This window comes from Oscillatoria nigro-viridis PCC 7112 (assembly GCF_000317475.1).
Taxonomy (GTDB): Bacteria; Cyanobacteriota; Cyanobacteriia; order Cyanobacteriales; family Microcoleaceae; genus Microcoleus; species Microcoleus nigroviridis.
In genome coordinates this window covers 1,411,475-1,435,858 of the sequence record NC_019729.1, presented here as the reverse complement: position 1 = coordinate 1,435,858, position 24,384 = coordinate 1,411,475, and the positions used below count along the sequence as shown (strand labels likewise).

At 47.1% G+C, this 24,384-nt stretch carries 17 protein-coding genes and 1 tRNA gene; 8 read left to right on the top strand and 10 right to left on the bottom strand.

The features are described 5' to 3' along the window. Positions 1-46 precede the first annotated feature (46 nt). The 7 genes from OSC7112_RS06145 (at position 47) to OSC7112_RS41665 (ending at position 11,826) form a co-directional block, all read left to right on the top strand. The gene (locus OSC7112_RS06145; RefSeq protein WP_015175097.1) at positions 47-550 is read left to right on the top strand and encodes a chemotaxis protein CheW; all 504 of its coding nucleotides are present in this window, start codon (positions 47-49) and stop codon (positions 548-550) included. A 90-nt stretch (positions 551-640) separates the two neighbouring features. After that, a complete protein-coding gene (locus OSC7112_RS06140) occupies positions 641-6,433 on the top strand; it encodes a PAS domain S-box protein (protein ID WP_015175096.1) in 5,793 nt (1,930 codons plus the stop codon). Positions 6,434-6,747: 314 nt separating this feature from the next. Beyond that, positions 6,748-9,558: a hybrid sensor histidine kinase/response regulator gene (locus OSC7112_RS06135; protein ID WP_015175095.1), complete on the top strand. Its 2,811-nt coding sequence runs from the start codon at positions 6,748-6,750 to the stop codon at positions 9,556-9,558. Between the two features lie 383 nt (positions 9,559-9,941). Further along, on the top strand, positions 9,942-10,418 hold the full coding sequence (locus OSC7112_RS06130) for a chemotaxis protein CheW (protein WP_015175094.1): 477 nt from the start codon (positions 9,942-9,944) through the stop codon (positions 10,416-10,418). A gap of 66 nt (positions 10,419-10,484) precedes the next feature. Beyond that, positions 10,485-11,207, top strand: a complete 723-nt coding sequence (locus OSC7112_RS06125; protein WP_015175093.1) for a pentapeptide repeat-containing protein — start codon at positions 10,485-10,487, stop codon at positions 11,205-11,207. Positions 11,208-11,223: 16 nt separating this feature from the next. Beyond that, positions 11,224-11,478 (top strand): hypothetical protein, encoded by a 255-nt coding sequence (locus OSC7112_RS06120; RefSeq protein WP_015175092.1) that lies wholly within the window; start codon positions 11,224-11,226, stop codon positions 11,476-11,478. 216 nt (positions 11,479-11,694) lie between these two features. Then, the gene (locus tag OSC7112_RS41665) at positions 11,695-11,826 is read left to right on the top strand and encodes a hypothetical protein (protein WP_263053589.1); all 132 of its coding nucleotides are present in this window, start codon (positions 11,695-11,697) and stop codon (positions 11,824-11,826) included. Positions 11,827-11,919: 93 nt separating this feature from the next. Here the strand turns inward: OSC7112_RS41665 and urtE are convergent, their stop codons facing one another. The 6 genes from urtE to urtA all read right to left on the bottom strand — a co-directional run bounded on the left by urtE (position 11,920) and on the right by urtA (position 18,754). Continuing rightward, complete coding sequence (urtE, locus tag OSC7112_RS06110; RefSeq protein WP_015175091.1) at positions 11,920-12,618, bottom strand: urea ABC transporter ATP-binding subunit UrtE; 699 nt, start codon at positions 12,616-12,618, stop codon at positions 11,920-11,922. A gap of 212 nt (positions 12,619-12,830) precedes the next feature. Next, positions 12,831-13,577: an urea ABC transporter ATP-binding protein UrtD gene (gene urtD, locus OSC7112_RS06105; protein WP_015175090.1), complete on the bottom strand. Its 747-nt coding sequence runs from the start codon at positions 13,575-13,577 to the stop codon at positions 12,831-12,833. Between the two features lie 189 nt (positions 13,578-13,766). After that, a complete protein-coding gene (locus OSC7112_RS06100) occupies positions 13,767-14,489 on the bottom strand; it encodes a TIGR00266 family protein (protein ID WP_015175089.1) in 723 nt (240 codons plus the stop codon). 186 nt (positions 14,490-14,675) lie between these two features. Further along, complete coding sequence (gene urtC / locus OSC7112_RS06095) at positions 14,676-15,818, bottom strand: urea ABC transporter permease subunit UrtC (RefSeq protein WP_015175088.1); 1,143 nt, start codon at positions 15,816-15,818, stop codon at positions 14,676-14,678. A gap of 27 nt (positions 15,819-15,845) precedes the next feature. Beyond that, on the bottom strand, positions 15,846-17,000 hold the full coding sequence (locus tag OSC7112_RS06090) for an ABC transporter permease subunit (protein WP_015175087.1): 1,155 nt from the start codon (positions 16,998-17,000) through the stop codon (positions 15,846-15,848). Between the two features lie 437 nt (positions 17,001-17,437). Further along, the gene (gene urtA / locus OSC7112_RS06085; protein ID WP_015175086.1) at positions 17,438-18,754 is read right to left on the bottom strand and encodes an urea ABC transporter substrate-binding protein; all 1,317 of its coding nucleotides are present in this window, start codon (positions 18,752-18,754) and stop codon (positions 17,438-17,440) included. A gap of 650 nt (positions 18,755-19,404) precedes the next feature. Between urtA and OSC7112_RS39425 the strand changes: the two genes are divergently transcribed. Continuing rightward, positions 19,405-19,560, top strand: coding sequence for a hypothetical protein (locus tag OSC7112_RS39425; RefSeq protein WP_190274336.1), 156 nt, complete (start codon positions 19,405-19,407; stop codon positions 19,558-19,560). A gap of 16 nt (positions 19,561-19,576) precedes the next feature. Here OSC7112_RS39425 and OSC7112_RS06080 read toward each other — a convergent pair. From OSC7112_RS06080 to OSC7112_RS06065, 4 genes are all read right to left on the bottom strand, one after another. Further along, a tRNA-Ala gene (locus OSC7112_RS06080) sits at positions 19,577-19,649 on the bottom strand. Between the two features lie 120 nt (positions 19,650-19,769). Continuing rightward, entirely contained in the window at positions 19,770-20,498 is a 729-nt protein-coding gene (locus OSC7112_RS06075; protein WP_015175085.1) for an HAD family hydrolase, read from the bottom strand. 123 nt (positions 20,499-20,621) lie between these two features. Further along, a complete protein-coding gene (locus tag OSC7112_RS06070; RefSeq protein WP_015175083.1) occupies positions 20,622-21,521 on the bottom strand; it encodes a class I SAM-dependent methyltransferase in 900 nt (299 codons plus the stop codon). A 255-nt stretch (positions 21,522-21,776) separates the two neighbouring features. Beyond that, on the bottom strand, positions 21,777-24,203 hold the full coding sequence (locus tag OSC7112_RS06065) for an ATP-binding protein (protein WP_223300770.1): 2,427 nt from the start codon (positions 24,201-24,203) through the stop codon (positions 21,777-21,779). Positions 24,204-24,384: the final 181 nt, after the last annotated feature.

Below are 24,384 nucleotides of genomic sequence, written 5' to 3'. Positions count from 1 at the left end.
AGCCAAACTTTAATTGGTAAGCTACACTAGGAACTAAAAATAAGCCATGAAAATAACGGCTCCCCCCCCAGGGGGGAATCAGACAAGTGCAACAAAGCAATTTCTCCTGTTCGGTCAAGGAGGCAGTCTGTTCGGCATAGAGTTAGAGGCAGTGCGGGAAGTCCTTTCCCTCAGGGAACAACCGATTTCCCTGGTTCCCAACACCCAGCCATTTTTGCTGGGATTAACCAACTTGCGAGGCGAAATCTTAGCAGCAGCAGACTTCGGAGTGTTTGTCGGTATTGAGTCGGTTGACACCTACCACCCAAACAGCCGCATCTTAGTTGTAGAAGCGTCGGATCCGCGAGACGTGAGATTGTTGTCGAAAATGCGGCTGGGATTAGCCGTCTCCCGCGTCGAAGGAGTTTTAACTCTCAATCCCGATCGCATTGTCTCAGCACTAGATGTCAGTCCCGACCTAGCTCCATTCTTAAAAGGTCTGTACAATTCCGAAGGACGCTTGCTAATGATTGTCGATGTAGAAGCGATCGCCCATTCCGAACGCTGGTAAAAATCAACAATACAGATAAGTCTGCAACCGCTTTGCATCAATAATTTTAACTAACGATCGCCCGCATCCGATTTGCCCATCCTTAATTTTATGATCAAAATTCTCTATACCTCGATCGCAACGACTTTCACCCTCACGTTGCCTGACTTCTCCCAATCGGTGGTAGCTGGGGCTGCTAATTGCATCATTTGTGCGTGTTACTTTGCCATCGCCTGGCTAATCAGCTTAGGTTTGTGGCGAAACCGTAAATTCGGGTTCGACATCTTCGCCACAGTCACAGCAGGCATATTTTGGAGCTGCGCTTTCGGTCACAGCGGCCACGCCGCCGAATACCTGGGACTGCCGCACTCTCCGGTGGCGCAAACAGTGTGGGATTGGATAACTGTAATTCCGGCGATCGCTTTTTTGAGTTTGTCCAACCGCTACGACTTCTTAGTAGGTTCCACCCAAATCCTTAACTCTAAAAAACAAACAGAACAAGCGCTGAGCGAAACTAACCAGCGATTTCACGCAATCTTCGACCAAGCTTTTCAAGCGATCGCATTATTGGAGCCAGACGGTACTGTGATCGAAGCCAATCAGACAGCAATAAAATTGGGCGATTTCCCAGCATCAGAAGTCCTGGGGCTGAAATTTTGGCTGACATCAGGGTGGGCATCATCTCCAACCAACCAGCAGCGCCTAAAAAGAAACATTCAACAAGTTTCTGCCGGTAATTTTGTCCGGGAAGAATACGAAATCACCGGAGCTAACAACCAGGTAACAGTAATTGACTTGTCGTTTAAGCCGCTGTTAAATGAAACAGGAGAAGTATTTCAAATCCTCGCAGAAGGTCGGGAGATTACCAAGCGCAAACAGGCCGAATCCGCCTTGCAGCAGCTAAGCGCAGAACTAGAGCAGCGAGTGAATGAAAGAACCGAGCAGATACGGCAAACTAACACACAATTGGAACAGGAAATTATCGATCGCACCGCAGCCCAAGAGCAATTAAAAGCCTCAGAACAATTCTTAAACAACATCCTCAACAGCATCCCCGACCCGATTTACGTCAAAGACCAACAGCACAGGTGGATCACCTTAAATGATGCCTTTTGTCAATACATAGGTTACAGCAGAGAAGAACTAATTGGCAAATGCTACGATCAGTTTTTGTCCAAAGAAGAAGCAGAGAAATATCGCGAAAAAGACGAATTAGTTTTCTTGACAAATACCAGCATCGAAATCCAAAAAACTATCACAGACCCAGCAGGAAACACCCGCTTTCTCTCCGCCCAAAAATCTACTTTTGTAGATACCGACGGCAGGAAATTTCTCGTTTCCGCGATGAGAGATATCACCAAGCGCGTGCAAATGGAAGAACAACTGCGGCAGACACTGGCAGAAGCAGAAAGCTCCCAAAACTTGCTGCGGACAGTCATTGACGCTACGCCAGACTGCATCTTTGTCAAAGATCGAAACTTGCGCTACACCCTAGTCAATGCAGGTTTCGCCGCCGCCTTCGGCAAAACTCAAGCAGAAATTATCGGCAAAGACGACGCAGAAATCGGCATATCGGTCGATCGAATTTTCGCCAACTTCCACGCCCAAAGCGATTCCGAGAACCAAATCCAAAACTTCCGGGCCGGCAACCACCTAGCGCCCGGTTCCAACGACTTAGCCACCTTAGCCGACGGCAAAATACACACCTTCGACACCCAGAAATTGCCCCTCAAAGATGCAGAAGGCAACATTTTAGGAATGGTCGGCTTCGCGCGCGACATCACACAGCGCCGCAAATCTGAACAAGAACTATTGCGGTTCAAAGCAATTTTAGAAACCACAACAGACTGGGTAGGGATCGCCGACTCCCAACAGCGCACCATTTATCTCAACCGCGCAGCCAGAGAAATGTTGAGAGTTGGCGAAAACGCAGATTTAGCCGGATTCAGCATTTCCGACCTGACATCGCCCAAAAGTATCGACACTCTGATCGACGTCGGCATCCCCGCAGCTTGCCGGGAGGGGGCGTGGAGTGGCGAGGCAATGTGGCGAACTTTAGACGGCAAAGAAATACCAGTTTCTCAAGTAATTATTGCTCACAAATCCGAGAAGGGAGAAATTGAATTTCTGTCAACGATCGCCCGCAACATTACAGAAAGCAAGCGCACAGAAGAAGCCTTGCAGCAGAACTTGCAAATGCTCGACCTGGCAAGCGACGCCTTGATCGTTCGGGATCTGGACGGCACGATTAATTATTGGAATCAGGGAGCCGAACGGATGTACGGCTGGACAAAAAAAGAAGCCTTGGGGAAACTCACCCACAGTCTATTGCACAGCATCTTTTCCCAGCCTTTAGCAGCTATCTCGGCACAGTTAGAAGAGCATAATTATTGGGAAGGAGAAGTAATTCACACCACCAATTATGGCACCCATATCACGGTATTCAGCCGCTGGAATTTACAGCGAGACGAACAGGGAAAACCCAAAGCAATTTTAGAAACTAACAACGACATCACGGAGCGCAAGCAAGCCGAAATCGAAAAGCAAAGATTGATTTCGATCGTAGAAAGCAGCTCGGATTTTATTGGGACGGCAACCCTGGAGGGAGAGGCAACATACCTGAATGCCGCTGGAATGAAACTAGCAGGATTGGCAAATATTGAAGAAGTCAAAAGCAAAAGTGTTTATGACATCTTCTGTACAGAAGATGTTAAGATTTTAAAAGAAGAAATCCTGCCAGCTACTGTGCGAGACGGTTTTTGGCAGGGTGAATTCCGCTTGAGGAACTTTCAAACCGGCGAAAACTTCCCGGTTGACTTCACCCTATTTACCGTCAAAAACCCGGAAACCGGCGAGCCTATGGGGTTGGCAACAGTTACTCGCGACATCAGCGATCGCAAACGCGCAGAAGAGATGCTGCGCGATCGCGAAAGACTGTTCCGAGCCATTTTCGACCAATCGTTCCAATTAATAGGTCTGCTCAAACCGGACGGAACCGTTTTGGAAGTCAACCAAACAGCCCTCGCCGTCGCCGGACTGGAGCGAGAAGACTTCCTAGGCACGCAGTTTGTAGATAATTTGTGGTGGCAAATTTCCCCAGAAGCCAAGCAAAAAGTTCAAGCTGCGCTCGCAAAAGCCGCCGCCGGCGAGGTAGTCCGCTACGAAGCCGACGTGCTCGTTGCTGGGGGTGCTGTGATAACTGTGGACTTCTCCCTCAAGCCGATCGTAGACGACAGCGGCAAAGTCGTGCTGCTGATTCCAGAAGCTCGCGACATCAGCGATCGCAAAGCCCTAGAACGAGAATTAGTTTTGCGTCAAACCCGCTTTGACGCATTTTTCACAGCCGCCCCGGCCTCAATGTTTATTTTTGACGAGCAGTTGCGCTTCGTCCAAGTTAACGAGAAATTAGCGGAAACCACCGGCGTCTCAGTTGCCGAACACCTCGGCAAGACGGTGAGAGAAGTTATACCCGAAATGGTCGATACCCTACAGCCGATGTTGCAGCAGATTCTCGCCACCAACCAACCGTTTTTAAACGTTGAGGTGTCGGGCACAACCGTCAACAAACCGGGCGTCGTGCGAGATTGGCTGGCGTCATACTTTCCTTTGCCCGGATCTGACGGCAAACCAATCGGTGTCGGCGGTGTGGCGATCGAAATTACCGATCGCAAAAAAGCAGAAGAAGAGCTCGATCGATTTTTTACCCTTTCCCTAGACTTGGTTTGTATTGTAGATTTTGAAGGGAAATTCAAGCGCCTCAATCCCGCTTGGGGAACAACCCTCGGCTACACCCTAGAAGAAGTCGAAAACCAACCTTTTATCAATTTCGTCCATCCAGACGATCGCGAAGAAACCACAGCCGAAGCGGGAAAAGTATACGATGGCGCCGAAGTACAGTTCTTTGAAAATCGGTATCGGTGCAAAGACGGTTCCTACAAGTGGCTGTCGTGGAAAGTGCGACCTGAAGCCGAACAAAAGCTCATGTATGCAGTCGCTCGCGACGTTACTGAAACCAAACAGGCGATGGTGCAACTGGAAAAAACAACAGCCCAATTAGCCAGTTCCGAAGACCAATTTCGCCAGCAAACCAATCTCTTGCAACTGCTAATAGACAGCATTGGCGACGGCATAATTGCTGCCGACGAAAAAGGCAATTTTCTTTTGTTCAACCCCGCCGCCGAAGATATCTTTGGCATGGGTGCGACAGATGGTCTTCTCAACGAATGGTCAGCAAGATACGGTTTATTCTTGCCCGATACCGTAACTCCCTACCCCCCAGCCGAAATACCTTTAGCGCGCACGGTTCGAGGAGAAGCCTTTGACGAAGTAGAGCTGTTTACCCGCCACGCAGGCAAGCCAGAGGGCCTGTGGGTGAAAATTAACGGCCGGCCGCTCAAAGACGAAACCGGGGCGCTCAAAGGCGGCGTAGTCGTTTGCCGCAACGTCACCGAACAAAGAGCATCCCAGCAGCGAATGCAGCAGTTGGCCGAGGCACAGGAACGCTTGCTGCAAGAACTCAAAACTCGGCAGAATGCTCTCGACGAATCGGCGATCGTCAGCGAAACCGATCTCCAAGGCGTGATTACCTACGTCAACGACAGATTCATTGAAATCTCCGGTTACAGCATGGGAGACCTTTTGCACCGCAACCACCGCATCATCAATTCCGGCTACCATCCTAAATCATTTTTTGAAGAAATGTGGGTGACACTTTCTCGCGGTTTGGTGTGGAAAGGGGAAATCAAAAACCGACGCAAAGATGGCTCGTTTTACTGGGTAGATTCGACGATCTCCCCCATCTTTGATACCAGCGGCACAATAGTCAAATATATCGCCATTCGCTTTGACATCACCGAGCGCAAAGAAGCAGAAGAACGACTGGAAAAATTGGCAGCAGAACGCAAAGCTGAAGCTGATTCTCTGACGCAGCAAGTCCTTAAATTGTTGGGAGAAATTAAAGGCGCGGCTCAAGGCGACTTGACAGTCAGGGCGGAAGTGACTAACGACGTTTTAGGTGCTGTCGCCGACTCTTTCAACTTCTTAATCGGTTCTCTGCGGAAGGTGGTAACGGGAATTCAAACTTTAGCCGAACAGGTAACATCTGCCACGGGCGAGTCAATTAACAATACCAGTCAACTCACCCAACAGGCGGAAATTCAAGCAGCACAAATATCGGCCATCATGCGCGAAATCGAGCGGATTGTGAATTCGATCCGCGAGGTGCGAGATGTTTCGGTGCGCGCCGAAACAGTTGCCCAGCAGTCTTCTCAAACGGCTGAAGTCGGGGGTATGGCGGTCGATCGAGCTGTCGAAGGCATTAACGGGCTCCGGTTGACGATCGCCTCTACCTCGAAAATGATGAAGCGTTTGGGCGAATCTTCGCAGCAAATTGGCAAAATTGTGACTTCGATTTCTCAACTTGCTTCGCAAACTAATTTATTAGCTCTGAATGCTACTATTGAGGCGGCGCGAGCCGGCGAACAAGGTTTAGGCTTTGCAGTTGTTGCCGAAGAAGTGCGGAAATTAGCAGAAAGATCCGCCGGCGCTACGGAGGAAATCTCGGAAATTGTCGGTACAATTCAAGAAGAAATCAGCCGCGTGATGAAGGCAATGGAATCCGGGACGCTGGAGGTAGTGGAAGGCACTAAGCTGGCAAGCGAAGCTAAAACTCACCTCAATGCCATCATCGAAGTTAGTCGAGAAATGAATGCTTTGGTGCAGAATATTACTATCGCATCTGCCAAGCAAACTGTTTCGGCTGAGGGAATTGCTAACAGTATGCAGCAAGTCAACGAGATTGCTAATACGACCGCACAAAAAGGTGCGGATGTCAAAGCATCTTTGGACGAGCTGTCTGGTTCTCTGGGCCAATTGCAAAAGTCGGTGGCGAATTTCCGCAGTTAGTCATTAGTCATTAGTCATTGGTCATATTAAATCCGGTTAAATACCACAATTCCGTAGGGGCTGGTTCATCAAAAATCTTGAATTATTACCGACAATCTGCATAAACCCGCCCCCTCCCAACGCAAAAAGTGCGATCGCATTTCTGTCGTTGGGGCAAGAAACCGGGTTGGTCCGAAAAATTTGGGTTGAGTACGATAAATCTAGGAAGAAACCCGGTTTCACCAGATTATTTGGGTGGTGCGGGTTGAAATGAACCGGACATAATCTAAGAACTGACTAATGACTAATGACTGCTAACTAATGACTAATTTAATATGAATGATGACGATTTAAACGAATTAATAGATGCTTTCACCGCAGAATGCGAAGAGTTTCTCCAGTCAATGGAGACGAATCTGCTGGCGATGGAAGCTGCGGGTTTGAAAGAGCGACAAGCGGCAGTTAAAGAAATGTTTCGGGCGGCTCACTCGATTAAAGGTGCGGGTTCGATGTTGGGCTTTCAAAACGTATCGGCGGCGGCTCACAGGCTGGAGGACTGTTTTGTCATTTTGCGCGATCGCACAGACTTGTCGGCTCTGGAACCGACTACTGTGAGTGTTTTGCTGCAGGGGGTGGATGCTCTCAAAAAGATTACGATCGAATCAGTTCAACACTCCGATGTCACAACTCCCGATCAAACCGAAAACTTGGAGGCGATCGCCCAAATTTTCGCCCAGTTCCAGGCCAAGTACGGCAAGTCAGAACAGCCGTCAGTCCCCGCAGTCAGCCAATCTGCTGCCCCGGAAACCCTGAAACTGATTTTTGAACACCAAGTGCCGGCACTCTTCAATCGCCTAGAAACCGAGCTTTCTCAAGCTTCCGAGGCAGATTTGGCACAAAGCGTCACCGCCCTCAACCAGGTTTACTACCAACTATCGGGTTTGGCTGGAATGCTGCAATTGCCGGATTTTGGGAAAGTCGCCGCAGCCCTGAGAGATTTGATTGACTCTCCAGACTTGACTTTACAACGGTTGCAATCCGACGGTTGGGCGATCGCCCAAAACTTGCAAACCGCACGCCAACAAATATTGGAAGGAAGGGCGATCGACATCCCCGAAATCTCCCCCACTCCCACTCTCCCACTCTCCCCCACTCCCACTCCCCCCGAAATCTCCCCCTCCCCGACTGTCCCCCCCTCCTCGACTCTCCCAGTCCCCAACCCGCAAAGGCCGACAATCCGGGTAGACTTAGAACGCTTAACTGAATTGGTGAATCTAGTCGGGGAATTAGTCATCAACCGTACAAATTTAGAACTTCAAGAATCCGAACTGCGCGACGAAGTAAAGCGCATCCGCCGCAATATCGTAGATTTGAGCCAATTTGGCGGTCAGTTGCGAGAAGAATACGACAGACTGAGCTTTGCAGACTGGAGAGGGGGAAACGGGAACTCTGGATTGAGAAAACTTGCAGCAGCAGAAACAGAATCCCCAATGATTGCTAGCGGCAAATCCTCTCCGGTTCATGCTCACTTCGATATCTTAGAGATGGATCGTTATACAGAGTTCCACTCGACAGCCGCAGAAGTCATCGAAACTGCCCAAGCAATTTCTCAATCCGCCACCAAATTAGACACCTTAGCCATGAAATTCGAGCGCAGTACCGACCAACTGCGCCGCATTACCGAACAACTACGCAGCCGCGTCATGCAGTTGCGAGTCGTGAGTTTCAGTCGCGCCGTCGATCACTTGCCCAGAGCGCTGCGGGAGATGTGCCTCACATACGATAAGGAGGTCAACCTGCTGCTAGTGGGAAGAGATACCAAAATTGACGAAAGTTTGCTCGACGCTTTGCGCGACCCCTTAATACACTTAGTGAGAAACGCTTTCGACCACGGCATCGAAATGCCTGAAGTTCGGAAAGCAAGCGGCAAGCCGGCCAGCGGTCAAATAGAAATAGAAGCCCGCCACCAAGGCGGCCAAACTATTATTACTGTCGCCGATGACGGCAAAGGAATTGACCCGGAAATGATTCGCCGTAAAATTGTCACAAAGGGTTTGGCTACGGAGGAACAAGCTCAAGAATTTTCCATTGCCGAACTCTACGATTTTCTGTTTTGGCCGGGTTTCAGCACTACAGAAGGGGTCAGCGACCTTTCGGGGCGGGGAGTCGGGCTCGACGTGGTGCGAACAAATTTGCGGACTGTGCGGGGGACTGTGAAGGTAGACTCTCGCCTCGGAAAAGGTACGAGTTTTATTATCAAACTGCCACTGCTGCTGTCGATTACTGATGCTTTGATGGTGAAGACCGATCACAATAAAATAGCGGTGCCGCTGGATGCAGTCGAGGAAATTCTGCACATTAAAGCCTCGGAAGTTCACATTGCCGGCAATCAGCCGATGCTGTGGTGGCGGGAGGAATTTATTCGTTTGGTGAGGATGCAAGATTTGCTCGAATACAGCGTCCTCCCGCCGGATGCCCCGTCTCCTGACCCTTTGACCCAAGAGGAAATTCCCGTCCTGGTTTTGGCTTCTACCGAAGGAATGCTGGCGGTGGCAGTGGAACGGCTGATCGGTCAGCAGGAAATTGTGGTTAAACCTTTGCCACCGCCTCTATCCAAGCCTCGCGGCGTTTTGGGGACTACGATTTTGGGGGACGGGCGCGTGGTGAATATTCTGGATGTGGACGATTTGGTGGGCCAACCTGTGGTAAATAGTTCGATCGCCGCTGTCTCCGGTAAAGTGCATGAGATACCGCCGAGTTCTAGTAAGTCACCGCAGATTTTGGTAGTGGATGATTCCTATACAATTCGCCAGTTGCTGTCTCTGACGCTGACCCGTGCTCGCTACCGGGTGGTACAGGCTAAAGACGGGCTGGATGCCCTGGAAAAGTTGCAAAATGGTCTTGATTGCAGTTTGGCGATCGTGGATATTGAAATGCCCCGGATGGATGGATTTGAATTGTTGCGATCGATCAGATCGACCGAGCGGTTTGCTAAGATTCCCGTAGCCATGCTAACATCCCGTAGCGGGGAAAAACATCGGCAAATGGCAATGGAATTAGGCGCAAATAAATACTTCACCAAACCTTACAGCGAAGCCCAACTTTTACAAGCTATCCCAAAATTAATCCACCACTCAAGAATTTAATCCAAAATCTCAAATTTCCCATCAAATAATCCCTAATCTCAAACAAAAATTATGCCAAAAATAATTGCACCACCGAATAATATTGGGAAGCTACGCAGCCGAATTACCTGCTAAAATCCCATAATCTAAAATCTAATAATCTCAAAGCTCAAATCTCAAATTCAATAATCTTCTATCAATCTTCTATCTCAAATCTCAAATCCAATCAAGAATCTTCAATCTATCAATCTTCAATCTCAAATCCAATAATCTTCAATCTTCAATCTCAAATCTCAAATCCAACAATCTTCAATCTTCAATCTCAAATCTCAAATCCAACAATCTTCAATCTATCAATCTATCAATCTTCAATCTAAAATCTAAAATCTAAAATCTAAAATCGCATGACTCACGCCAATTACAATCGCCGCTTTCGGAGCAAGAAACAAGTCACTGTTAGAATTGCCCCTAAAAAAATTGTTTCCTTTGAACTAGGAAAAATTTACTATGCTGTTCCTATTGAACGAGTGGAACGCATTGTTAAAAACTTTAATGTCTACGGCCTTTTACCTAACGGTAATAGTTTACTGCGGCATCAAGAAGAACTGATTACCATAATTAATTTATCCAAAATATTTCCCAGGAGCCCGAGCATTGCTGAGTGCAAATACCTGATTATTTGTACCTTAAATAAAAGCGATCGGTTGGGGATTCCCCTTCCTGATATGCCAAAAATTTTGGAAATTACCGAAGAAAGCTTCTGCGAGATTCCCGAATTGTACCGTCAACAGCAACTGCCTCCGGTAATAGAAAAGTTAATTCGCGCACCTGATGGTTCCGAAGTTTTTTATCTAAATTTTGATTTATTTAGCGAAATGTAGGCTGTTTACTTTTCGAGGTATTATACCCTATAAATGGTATTTTTGCAAACAAAAAGTTATAGATTTATGAAAAAACTCACAATCATGTCGATCGCCCTACTAATTTTTGCAGCAACTCTCGAACTGCCGAAGGTGGGGCTGCAACTAAGTGCGATCGGGCAAATAGAAACACCCCAACCAATCCCAACACCCCAACCAATCCCAACACCCCAACCAATCCCAACACCCCAACCACAAACACCCCAACCAATCCCAACACCCCAACAAATCCAAACACCCCCAATACAAACACCCCAACCAAAAGCAAACGACCCCAAAAAGCTCGGCTACGTCTCCCCAGAATTTGCCGAAAATTTCTCCCAGCAACAAATCGACCAAATCAACGCCAACGTCGAAACGCTGCTGCTAACTCAAAGCTGCTCCCGCTGCGACCTCCGAGCCGTAAAATTAGTTAACATTAACTTAAAAAACCCCATCCTTACAGGAGCAGATTTATCAGATGCCAACCTCAGCGGTAGTCGGTTCGAGATCTCAGATTTTGTCAACACCAATCTAGCTCGCACAAACTTAAGCGGAGCAGAATTAGTTGGAGCGAGAATCAGCAACGCTAACCTCAGAAAAGCTAACTTGACAAAGACAAATCTAGACGGTGCAGACTTGCGATTTTCCGACTTGAGAGATGCCAATCTTTCCGATGCCAACCTCCGCAATGCTAATATAGATGGCGCTAGTATCGATCGAGCAAGTATGGCCGGCACCACAATGCCCGACGGCAGAAAAAATAATTAATAATAGAGGTAGTCTTATGTCGCCGATTAAACAACGCCTTCTCGAAGCGATCGAACGGACTCCTGAGCCACTTTTAGAGCAAACGCTGGCATTTCTGGAATTTTTGACCAGTCGGACACAATCGGCGATCGCCCCAGACTTCGACTCAGATTTTGACTCAGATACCGACTCCAACGATCGAATCCTCGCCGATCTCAAAGCCTCCCTCCACCAAGCCAAAGCGGGACAAACCTTTCCCGTATCGGAACTCTGGGACGGTATCAATGTCTGATATGTCAGTCCAAGTCAAATTCACGGTACTCTTCAAAAGTCGCCTCAAAGGACTCGCTAAAAAGTATCGCCAAATCAAACCGATATTCAGCCAGTCCTTGATGAGCTTATCCAAGGAAACTTCATAGGAAACCAGATTACAGGGACTCAATACACCGTTTACAAAGTCCGGGCTAAAAACAGTGATGCCCGAGTTGGTAAGAGCGGCGGTTATCGCTTGATTTATCAAGTTGAATCACCGACTCAAGTTGTTTTACACCTGATTTACTCGAAATCAGAACAAGCAAATGTCTCCGCCGAGGAAATCCAAACTGCGATCGCAGAATACCAAGCGAACCCAGACGAATAAGCCATTTTTCAAATCTAAACGTTTGCCCTTCTTGCTCTTTGAGGCGCTCGCTGTCATCGTCAAAATCCGTGTCGTGCCTTCCTTCAATTCTATTCAAACAGCCAAAAACCTCTGAATCACCTCATCACTTAACTCGCTAGTGCTTCCAGAAGCCACAATCCCGCCTTTTTGCATAGCATAATACCAGTCAGCTTGCCGCACAAAATGCAAATGTTGCTCCACCAACAAAACAGAAATTCCCCTAGTCGCAACCACGCGGCGCACCGCAGCTTCAATATCTAAAATAATCGACGGTTGAATCCCCTCCGTAGGCTCATCCAAAACCAGCAACTGCGGCTCACCCATCAAAGCCCTAGCAATAGCTAACTGCTGCTGCTGTCCCCCGCTCAAATCACCTCCCAGGCGATCGAGCATAGTTTTCAAAACAGGAAATAAATCAAAAATTTCATCAGGAACTTCAGGATTTTTGATTTTGGTTGGTTTCGCTTCCAAACCTAACAATAAATTTTCTTTCACCGTCAAACGGGGAATAATTTCACGCCCTTGAGGCACATAACCAATTCCCAATCTAGCCCGCTGGTGAGTCAACTTAGAAGCAATAGATTCTCCGCCAAAAGCAATAGTGCCACTGCGCGGTTGCAGCAACCCCATAATCGTTTTTAGCATAGTAGTTTTGCCCACACCATTGCGGCCGATCAAGCAAACCATTTGCCCCGCCATGACACTTAAATCGACATCGCGCAAAATGTGACTTTCGCCGTAATAAACATTCAAATTAGAGACTTGCAGCATATATTTAATAATTGGTAATTGGTAATTGGTAATTGGTAATTGGTAATTGGCATCGTGTCCGTTGAATTACCCGCGCTCAAATTTGGTCGCTGGGGCGGGTTTCTGTAGATTGTCGGTGAGGATGAAAGATTGTTGGTTAACCCGCCCCTACAAATCTTGTGGTTAATTTACCAAAGATGATATGTCAACTGTCAACTGTCAACTGTCAACTGTCAACTGTCAGGTTTTCCCAAATATACCTCAATTACCCGATCGTCATTTTGCACCTCATCCATAGTCCCCTCGCACAAAACCGCACCCTGATGCAACACCGTCACCTGCCGCGCAATTTGCCGCACAAACTCCATATCGTGTTCAATTACCAGCACCGAATGACTTTCGGCCAACGAAATCAGCAACTCTCCAGTTAACATCGTTTCCTCATCCGTCAAACCCGCCACAGGTTCATCTACCAACAACAAATCAGGAGATTGAGCCACCAACATTCCAATTTCCAACCATTGCTTTTCCCCGTGAGAAAGCAAACCAGCCGAAATATCAGCTTTAGCAACTAAACCAATTGTTTCTAACAAACCCGCAACCGTGCGTTTTTCAGCAGTAGAAGCAGGCTTGAACAAAGTCGAAAAAACATTTTTATGGCGGCTGCAAGACAATTCCAAATTTTCGCGCGGCGTTAAATTTAAGTAAACTCGCGGCGTCTGAAACTTGCGGCCAATTCCCAAGCGAGAAATCCTATCTTCCGACAACTTGCGTAAATTTTGTCCCTTAAATAACACCCTGCCCTCTGTCGGCTGCACCTTCCCGGTAATTGAATCGAGAAAAGTTGTTTTCCCCGCACCATTGGGGCCAATAATAACTCGCAGTTCGCCCGCATCCATACTAAAATTTAAACCGTTGATGGCCTTAAAACCATCAAAACTCACAGTCAAGTTTTCTATTTCTAATACTTTGCCATTCATAGGTTATTTTTTCGGGTAGGGTGCGTCAGTTAACAGTGTCTGGGTAAGCCGGAAAATCTGTTGGCTGACGCACCTGACTGACAGCGGTGATTTTCTCTGATAAGGTGCGTCAGTTAACAGTCTCTGGGTAAGCCAGGAAATCTGCGGGCTGACGCACCCTACACAAGCACGTAAACGGTTATTTTGCTCTCAACTAAAACTGCTAGAACTGCTCGACATTGGAGGTGGAGAAGCAGCTAAAATTCGCTCGGCTAATTTCGAGAGCGGCAAACTTTGTACATATACTTTTCCAGGCCCAGTCATCTTTGCCAAAAACAAGCCTTCACCTCCAAATAAAGCATTTTTAAACCCCCCAACAAACTGAATATCGTAATCTACAGTCGGCGCAAAAGCTACCAAACAACCGGTGTCTACTCGCAACACTTCGCCAACTCCCAAATTTTTCTCCACTATTGTTCCTCCCGCATGAACAAAAGCTAGCCCGTCACCCTGCAATTTTTGCAGAATAAAACCTTCTCCGCCAAAGAAACCGGCACCTAGCCGCTTGGTGAAAGCTACCTCAATTTCAATGCCGTTGGCCGCACAGAGAAATGAGTCTTTTTGACACAAAAATTTACCGCCAAGTTGGCCTAAATCTAGGGGAATTACTTTACCCGGATAGGGGGCGGCAAAAGCGACGCGGGCCTTGCGGTTTCCGGCGTTGACAAAGGTGGTAATGAAAAAACCCGCTCCTGTCAGCATCCGTTTGAAACCTTGAAATAAGCCGCCGCCTGTGGATGTTTGCATTTGGATGTCGCCTTCCATGTATGTCATGGTTCCAGCTTCAGCCCTCACGCCTTCTTTGGGGTCGAGTTCAATCTCGATGAGTTGCAAATCGTCGCCGTAGATTTTGTAGTCAATAATATCTGCCATATGTTGCCCCTCAAGTTAAAGAACGAAGCTACTTGCTAAAGATATATAAGTAGGTGGACATATATCTTGCGCCTCCTCAGACAGAAACCCAGCTTTTCCCCAGTCTATTGGGATTGCTTTGTTTGTCTGTTGTAGGTGACATTTGTTTAGATCAGCCTACTTATAAATTACACGATATTTTTGCACTCAATGTTCAAGTTCTTCTTTTTCGCGCTGCACTTGGGGGTCTTGTTCCAGGCTGGGGTAAGTAGATGCGTACTTGGGTCTTCTGAACAAGCTGCGGATTTTGTCGAAACCTTGATGTTGCAGCCATCCGACTAAGCCGTCGGGCAGCACTGTGACTACTATTAGGAATAGCGCGCCTTGGAAAAATAGCCACACTTCGGGGAATTGTTCGCTCAAGAAACTCTTGCCAAAGTTGACTAGCAGCGCTCCTAATATTGCTCCCGATAATGTGGCGCGACCTCCCACCGCGACCCAGATTACCATTTCAATTGAAAAAGCAATATCCATTGCTTTTGGCGAAATAATTCCGGTTTGTACGGTAAATAATGCGCCTGCAATCCCGGCTAAACCGGCGGAAATTGCAAAGACTAAAACTTTGTAACCTGTGGGATTGTAACCTGAGAAACGCAGGCGTATTTCGTCGTCGCGAATTGCTACTAGCAGGCGACCGAAACGCCCGCTGGTCAGCCAGCGGCAGAGGGCGTAAGTTGCTGCTAGAAATAGTATGGTGAGAATGTAGAAAATATATTGAGTATCTCGGTCATTGACTGTGGCTCCGAACAGGGTTTTAAAGTCGGTGAGTCCGTTGGTTCCGTTAATCAGTTTTTGCTGACCGTTAAAGAAGTTAAAAAATACAATGGTTGCTGCTTGGGTGAGAATTGAAAAGTAAACGCCTCGAATCCGATTGCGGAATACTAAATAACCCAAAAGTGCGCCCAATATAGCGGGGATGAGAACTACTGCGAATACTGAGAAAGGAAATGAATAAAATGGTTGCCAAAACCAGGGGAGTTCGGTAACGCCGTAGAGGTTCATAAATTCTGGCAATTGACTGCTGGCGGTTGGGGGAATTTGCAATTTTAGGTGCATGGCTAAGGCGTAGCCGCCGATCGCAAAAAACACCCCATGCCCTAAACTAAGCAAACCCGTGTATCCCCAAATTAAGTCTATGCCGAGGGCTGCAATTGCTAGTGCTAAAAATCTCCCCAATTGATTGAGCCGAACGTCGGGGAGTATTCCTGGGATGAGTAAGATGAATATGAGGGCGATCGCGCTGACAATTGCCGCTTCTTTTAGCCAGGGTTTTTGATGTGTTTTCTGCATTTTTCGCTACACTCGCAGTTGTAATTTTTAATTTTCTACCGTCCGCCCTTTTTGCGGGAAAATCCCTCCCGGCTTCACTTGCAGAAAAGCCATAATTAAGGCGAATACCATTACTTTTGCCATGCTGGTTGTGGCGAAAAATGTGAAGAAGTCGGCTAAAGGCTTGACAGGAGCGAACATTAATGCTAAGGTTCCAGAACCGATCAGGTAATTTGCAGTGCCGATCGCGATCGCAGCAACTACACTCCCCACAATCTTGCCGACACCGCCCACAACCACCACCATAAACGTATCGACTATATAATTTTGTCCGGTATTTGACCCTACCGAACCGATCAAACTAATCGCGCACCCAGCGACACCTGCCAGCCCCGAACCCAAAGCAAAAGTCAGCGCGTCTACTTGTTCGGTAGGAATTCCCAAACACGCGCTCATGCTGCGATTTTGCGTCACGGATCTAATCCGCAATCCCCACACAGACTTTTGCAAAAATAGGTAAATTCCCGCCAAACAAATTCCTGTCAGCACAATAATAAAAACTCGGGCGTAGGGCAACTGAAAATTGCCCAGCGGTATGCCGCCCCGCAACCATTGCGGTGCAGTTACGTCCACATTTTGAGCGCCAAACCAAGGTTGAGTTACTGCCAGTTTGTAAGTTTGCCCTAAAAATGCGCTCACCGCCCAGGAAATACCCAAAGACAGAGGTAAAATTAGGGCGATTATTTTGTTGCGAATGCGATCGAAATCCAGGCGAGATTTGAGCAACCGCAAACCGCCAAAAAACAGCAAACAAAACACCGCAATCCCAATTACCAACACCCAACTCACGCTGCGGACAAACTGCTGCAAAATTAAACTTACGCCCCAAGTTGCCAGCAGAGTTTCTAGCGGCCGCCCGTAAAGATAGCGAATCACTCCGCGTTCGAGAATCAATCCTACCAATGCAGCGACTAAAAAAGCTAGGGGAATTGCAAATAAAATATAGGTTTCAAAAGCAAATCCTCCCATGCCTTTGAAGACATTTTGCACCACGAAAGTTGTATAAGCCCCCAGCATCATCAACTCGCCATGAGCCATATTAATCACGCCCATCAGCCCGAAAATAATAGCTAATCCCAGGGCTGCAATTAGTAAAACTGCGCCGATGCTAATGCCGTTAAATAAACCATCTAATATCGCCACTTTTGTTACTCCTGCATCAACTCGGTCAACTTTGTTTGCGGATAATTAGGGGCGGATTTTATCCCATTGGTGTCAACTTAGAACTAAAACCCTGTGTATATTTCGCTTGTAGCCGAGTCTAGATCCCCCTAAATCCCCCTTAATAAGGGGGACTTTGAAGAGTCCAGTTCCCCCTTATTAAGGGGAGTAGGGGGTGAGGCAAGAACGCTCTTGTCCCCCCCTTCGTAGGGGCGGTGCCCCCGTGCCCGCCCTTGGCGCCGGGGGGATCTGGCTTAACCCAAGGGTATTGAAATTGGTATTACCTACTTAGGATCGTCAATTAAATAATTTCCCTTTTTTCTTGTGGGATGGGCGTCCCGCCCGTCCCCGATAGACGGGCGGGACGCCCATCCCACAACAGTCATGAAAAGTGGATTTTATTTAATTCTCATCCCTGATCAAGCTTTGAATTTTCCACCTTTTGCGGGATCTGACCAATCGCAAGAAAAGCCTTTTGTTTCAGCGACAAACTGATTCCAAGGAACTGGCTGCACTGCTTGTGGCGTAGCATAAGCGATGTTAAACAAACCGTCGTCTCTCACTTCGCCCAACCTCACAAATTTAGAGATGTGGTGGTTGTTTTCCATCGTAACTTTGCCCTCCGGCGCTTCAAAACTTTGACCCAAAGCTGCTTCCCGCACTTTTTCCAAATCGTCGGCTGTCCCTGCTTTTTCGACGGCTTGCTTCCACAGGTAAACCATGATGTAAGCTGCTTCCATCGGGTCGTTAGTCACTCTATCTTTGCCGTATTTTGCCTTGAAAGCTTCCACAAATTTTGTATTGGCCGGAGATTCCACAGTCATGAAGTAATTCCAGGCGGCGTAATGGCCTTTAAGATATTCTACGCCGATCGCCTTTACTTCTTCTTCCGCAATACTGACCGACATTGACGGATATTTGTCCGGGCCCAAACCTGCACCCTGCAACTGTTTGAAAAATGCTACGTTGCTGTCGCCGTTGAGGGAATTGAAAATGACGCCGCCGTCTGGCAAAGCTGCCTTAATTTTAGTAATAATTGGCGTGACTTCTGTCCCGCCCAAAGGAATGTAATCTTCCCCAACTAATTCGCCGCCTTTGGCAGTTAGCTGTGCCTTGATAATGGTATTTGCCGTGCGGGGGAAAACGTAGTCAGACCCGACCAAGAAGAATTTTTTGCCTTTATTTTCTAGCAGCCAGTCCACTGCTGGTTCAATTTGTTGGTTCGGTGCCGCCCCGGTGTAAAAGATATTTTTGGAACACTCTTGACCCTCGTATTGTACGGGATACCAGAGCATATGATTTTTTTCTTCAAATACCGGCAATACTGCTTTGCGACTGGCGGAAGTCCAGCAGCCAAAGACTGTGACAACTTTATCTTGGTCGATCAATTTTTTGGCTTTTTCTGCAAAAGTCGGCCAGTCTGAGTTGCCATCTTCTACTATTGCTTCGATTTGTTTTCCGAGGACGCCGCCAGCTTTATTGATTTCTTCTATCGCTAATTGTTCGGCATCAACAACGCTTTTTTCGCTAATTGACATCGTGCCGCTCAAGGAATGCAAAATTCCTACTTTGATCGTGTTTCCACTGCTTGCTGCTGGTGTAGTTCCTGTTGGTGTTGGAGAAGCGGTTGGAGTTGCTGTTGGAGTGGGAGTTCTACAAGCTTTTAGAAATAAACTTGATGTTAGGGTAGCAGAACTGTATAAAATAAATTTCCGCCGATCGAATCGCTTTGTCATTTTTTCTTGTTACTCTTCAATAGATGAGTCAGATGATTGAGAATAATAACACATAGCGACTTGATATTAAGACTGGCTTCTGAAGACTGTTGTATTTTTAGATACAAAAATTATTATTTATTGACAAAAAGAAACTTTTCTGGGGATTGATGCCAACTGCTGCAAAAACTGGGCTGATATTATCAGGACTTACGCATTCCGACGCCTAGAAACCGGGTTTTTCACCGAATCTGCGGGGGGGAACGAAATACAGCATATTCGGTGGTTCATGAAGTACACTATAAAGCTATATTATGTGGTGTTAATCGGTAGGGTGCGTCGCTGCTTCTAATTTGATAAAGATTGCTCGCCATCCGGGTGGCGACGCACCTTACTCGCGTCGCAAGATTTTGTGTACCACATATACATGGAATATGCTGTATTTTCCTAAAAAACCCGGTTTCTGATTCCCTATGCGTAAGTCCTAATTATTTTAGATTTTAGATTGGCTGATGACATAACGCTTTGCAGCTTACCTACCGTTGCATTCTGTTCTGAAACCGGGTTTAGACACCAAAATACGTCTTTTCAGCAATTAGTGTGACATTAGAAACCGGGTTTCAAAAGATAAATTATCTTATTGATGCTAGGAGTGAGGCAGCAATCGGGTCATGGCACAAAATAGAAACATAGAAACCCGGTTTCTGGTTCTCCCCAGGTTGTTGATGCTAGGAGTGAGGCGGCAACAGGGTATATCGCACTTGCATAGGCGATTGTCAAAGCAGGTGACGATCGCACTTCGCTTTGAGTACGATCGTCACCTGTAGAAATGCCCCTGATTTATGGAGAATAGCGGACTCGAACCGCTGGCCTCTGCGGTGCGATCGCAGCGCTCTACCAACTGAGCTAATTCCCCTGATTGAGTTTTAATTTAGCATTTTAGATGCGGGATTGCCGAATCTAAAAGGCTTACAGGTCTTGCTTGCTCTCACGTTCGCAGACCGTCACTTACACTAGCACGTAACTGCTAAAAAGGTCAAGTGTTTTTCGCAGCCGGCTCAGTGGGGGCGATCGAGCAAAGTGCCGCCACTCTATCCAACTCTAAATCAGCAAAATAGTCCACCGTCCAATTAGCTTGGCGCTGGATCATGTGAAACGGGTAAGTGTGAGTCACCCCCGCTACCTGAATCCCGGCTTTTTTCGCCGCTTCAATCCCCGCAAAAGTATCTTCTACCGCCAAACACTCGATCGGTTGCAGGTTAAAGTGGGGATATTTCTGGTTGAGAAGTTCCACAGCCAATAGATAGCCGTCGGGTGCTGGTTTGCTCGCCGTCAAGTCGTCGCCTGCGACAATTAACTCAAAATTTGCTGCCAAACCGGCCCGATCTAACACCAATTCTATATCCGATCGCATTGCCCCGCTAACTACGGCCATTTTCAGTCCGGCGGCCCGAACTTTGTCAATAAATTCTGCCAAACCCGGATAAATTGGCAGTTTCTCCAAAGTATCTATTTGAGCTTTGTAAGCTTCTGCCTTGCGCTGCAGCAGCCGATCGAGGTATGTTTCTGTCAAAAATCGTCCCCGGCGCTCGAGCAGTGCGGTAATGCAAGCGCGATTGCTCCTTCCCAAACAAACTTCTCGAAACTCTCCACGTTTGAGCTGGAGATTTTCATCGAGCATCAATTGTTCGATTAATTTCTCGTGAATCGGATCGTCATTAACAATCACGCCATTAAAATCAAATAAAACTGCTTTTAGAGTCATTAGTTATGAGTTATGAGTTATTAGTTATGAGTTATGAGTTATTAGTTATTAGTTATTATTCAGTCCGCGAAGGCGGACTTTGTTTGTGTAGCCCCGAATTCAATTCGGTGGTTATTCTGTAAATCAAGCCGGAGCTGGAATGCCCGGTAAATCGCCATCAAAATCAGGAGTTCGATCGCCCCAATTCCACCCCCTCGCCACCTTTGCCTGTTCCAAATCTTCCCCAGGCAAAGGTTTCACGCCCTGCGTCACCTGATTCACCCACCAGTGTTCGTGAGTTTGCACCGCCGCGAATCCTGCCGCCCCCGCCCAAGCATCGAGGCTGCCAGCCGCGTAAGACTTAATATAAGGCTCTTCAAACATATCAGTCAGCCACTCTGTCTGCCGCAAAGTTTTTTGGTTTCCGTCCAAAATTGCCACTTGTCCCCCAACCTTCAGCAGTCGGAAGCTTTCTCGCAAAATTGCCCGCGATACAGCAGGCGGCGTCTCGTGAAACAGCAAGGAAGCTGCGACTAAATCGAAGCTGGCATCGGGAAAAGCAACGCTTTCGGCATTTCCGTGCAACCACTGGATATTTAAGCCGGCTTTTTGGGCTTTCATTTCAGCAACTACCAGCATATAAGGCGACAAGTCCAAGCCGACAACTTCCGCTTCGGGAAAAGCTTGCTTGAGCATGAGCGTTGTCGAACCGGTGCCGCATCCCAAATCGATGATTCGGCGCGGTTTCACCCGCACAGCGTCAATTAAACCTTGCCTGACGACTGTTTCGTGGGGAGGCAAAACATATTGGGTAATTGGATCGTAGGAAACGGCGGCACTGGGGTTGAGGTAGCCGCCTTTAATGCCGTGAAAGTTTTGGCTGCTGTAATATTCGGGATAAACTAGGTTGGGTTGTCGGTAGCGATCGCCCGCTCTTTCCCAGTCGATACCTTCGTAGAGTCGTTTCAGTGCTTCTTCGTCGATCGCCAGTCGCATCAGGGGCGACAAAAAGCGCTCGAAAATTGTATCCTTGCCAACAGCCATAAAACACCTTTAACAAAAACTCTTCTAATTTTAGCCAACGGGCGTAAATTTAGCATTCATTAAAACAGTTGATCCCCTCTTCCCTCTTCTCTCTATCCCTTACCTGCGTTACAACGTTACACAATCCCTGGGCTTCCTTTCCACTTCCTTCTTATACCAGTTTTTATAAAAAATGCAACTATATACCAGCTTCAAAAGCTTGTTTTCTCAAGTATTTCAAAATCTAAAATCTAAAATCTAAAATCTAAAATCGTCTTACTTTCCGTTACTAATAGGAATTTTTACAACAAACTCCGTACCACCGCCCGGAGGTTGAGAAATTGTGATGCTGCCTCCGTGTCCATCTACTACAATTTTGTAGCTAATTGCTAACCCCAAACCCGTGCCTTTGCCCACCTCTTTAGTAGTAAAAAATGGGTTAAAAATTTGGTCTTTAACGCTGTCGGCAATGCCGGGGCCGTTGTCGGCGATCGCCACTTTCAGAAATCTAGCGCCATGTTCGCGAACTACTCCCGTGGAAATAGTAATAATTTTATCCAGGCGTTCGATATCGTTCAAGGCATCGATCGCATTACTCAGCAAGTTCATAAACACCTGATTTAGCTGAGAGGGATAGCACTCGACTGAAGGCACTTTCCCGTATTTCTTGACTATATAAATTCTATTTTTAATGCGGTTGGAGAGCAGCAGCAAGGTGTTTTCTATACCTTCGTGAATGTCCGCTAGCTTTTTGTCAGATTCATCTAGGCGAGAAAAGTTTCGCAAAGAAAGAACTATGCTGCGAATGCGTTCGCTTCCTATTTTCATAGAATTCAATATATGCGGCAAATCCTCCTCGATAAATTCTAACTCGATTTCTTCGGTAAAATCTGCAATTTCCTGGGGAACCTCTGGGAACGCTTCTTTGTATAAACTCACCAACTCTAATAAATCTTTAGTATATTTGCTGGTGTGAGGCAAATTAGCCGAAATGAAGTTAACAGGGTTGTTGATTTCGTGCGCTATTCCAGCCACCATTTGACCTAGGGATGACATTTTTTCGCTCTGCACTAAATGAGTTTGAGTTTTTTTCAGTTCATTTAAGGCACTATTAAGCAGTTTTACTTGGTCTTGCGTTTGACTGTAAAGGTGAGCTTGAGTAATTGCGATCGCCAATTGGTCGGCCACAGCTTTTAATAGTTGGATTTCCTCCCGGCTCCAAAGCCAATGAGTAGCGTGGCTGCAAATTAAATAACCCTGCGGCTGGTTCTGAGTCTGGACAGGTACGGCTAAATAGCTATTAGCTTTAAGTTCCGGCGGTTGACTTACACCCTTCGCCCAAGTGTCGCTCGAAAGAAGAATTGGTTCGCCTTGACCACTCCGTACTAACACATTTTCTAGAAAGTAAGGCTCAAACTTTATGGCTTGTGTCGCAGAATCAGACGGGCAACATTCCCACAGGATTTGCAAGATTTTTTCTTGCGGTTTGTACCAACCAAAAGCCGCCAGTTCTAGGTGCAGCAAACTTACTATTTCTTCGACTGTACTTTGCACAATCTTGTCTAATTCCAGGGAAGCGCGAATGCGTCCGGCAATCCGGTTGAGCATGGCTTCTCGCTCCGCTTGAGCGCGATTGTTTTCGGAAGAGTAAATTAGCCAAATTGCTGCTAGCATTGCCGGGACGAGCAGTCCGGCCACTACGGATGTCAGCAAATTTAATGCTTGCAGTTGGGATTCAATATTTTCGCGGGGAATTACTAAAGCCATCGACCAGTTAACTTCCTTGAGGGGAGCATAGGCTACATACACCCATTTGTTATCTATTTTTACCAGTTCGATATTCGTCTGGCGGTCGATCATCTGCCGCGCAATTGTGGAGAGTGCGGGGTCTTGTGACTGTAAAAAGCTTGGGGCCGGGCGGTCGGTATTTCCGATTAAGTTATTGTTGGGATGAACAATTGGCACTCCTTTCGAATTGAGTGCAAAAGCATAACTGTCGGAACCGTACAGCAAGCTGTTAGCGACAGATGTTACTCGGTCTAATTTAATGCTGCCCGAGAGGACTCCAATTACTTGATTGGGAGCGGGAGGTAAAGCCCAAATAGGAGCTGAAATGACGATCGTCGAAACTTTTGTAGTGCGGCCGATCAGCGGGTCGGAAACGTTGATCTGCCCGGCGATTGCTTTTTTAAAGTGTTGGCGGTCTTTGCTGTTCCCGCGGTTGCCTAAAGTGTTAATAAATGAGCCGTCGGGTTGAGTTAATGACAGGACGAAATACTCTTTTAATCTGTATATTTCTCCTTGCAACCGGGGCTCGACTAATTGCCAATTGAGAGTGCCAACCCTAGGATCGTAAGCAATGGTTTCTATTTCTGCTTTGCGGCTGCTTAGCCAGCGGTCGATTTCGTCGGTGCCTTTTTCTAGTTTTAATAGGGCTATTTGCTTTAAATTGTCGAGGATTAGTCCGCGCACAAAAAAATAGCTGATGCAAGCAGTTGTGCTAATGGTTAAAGCGGTGGTGCCAAGAATTAGCAGGGTCAGCAAATGGCGGCGCTGCCGTCTGTGCTGCCAAAGACTCTGCGCTTGCTGCCACCGCGATTGAGCAGAATTGCTGATGTTTTCCCAAAAGTGGCGCAGCTTTTTTGCTTGGTGTGGCGGTGGCGCAGACACAGATCCGGCTTGATTTGCTGGGTTTTGCATCATCAAATGTTCTCTCCGAATCAAATTCATCAAACGGTATTGGTCATTCGGCAGAATTAATATCAGCCAAGTCGTGAGACCAGTTTCAGAAAATAATGCAACTGTAGACCGGTCCTCCCAACCCTGGTAGTCATCAGTCATTCCCAATCTAAAATCTAAAATCTAAAATTTAAAATGGTATGAC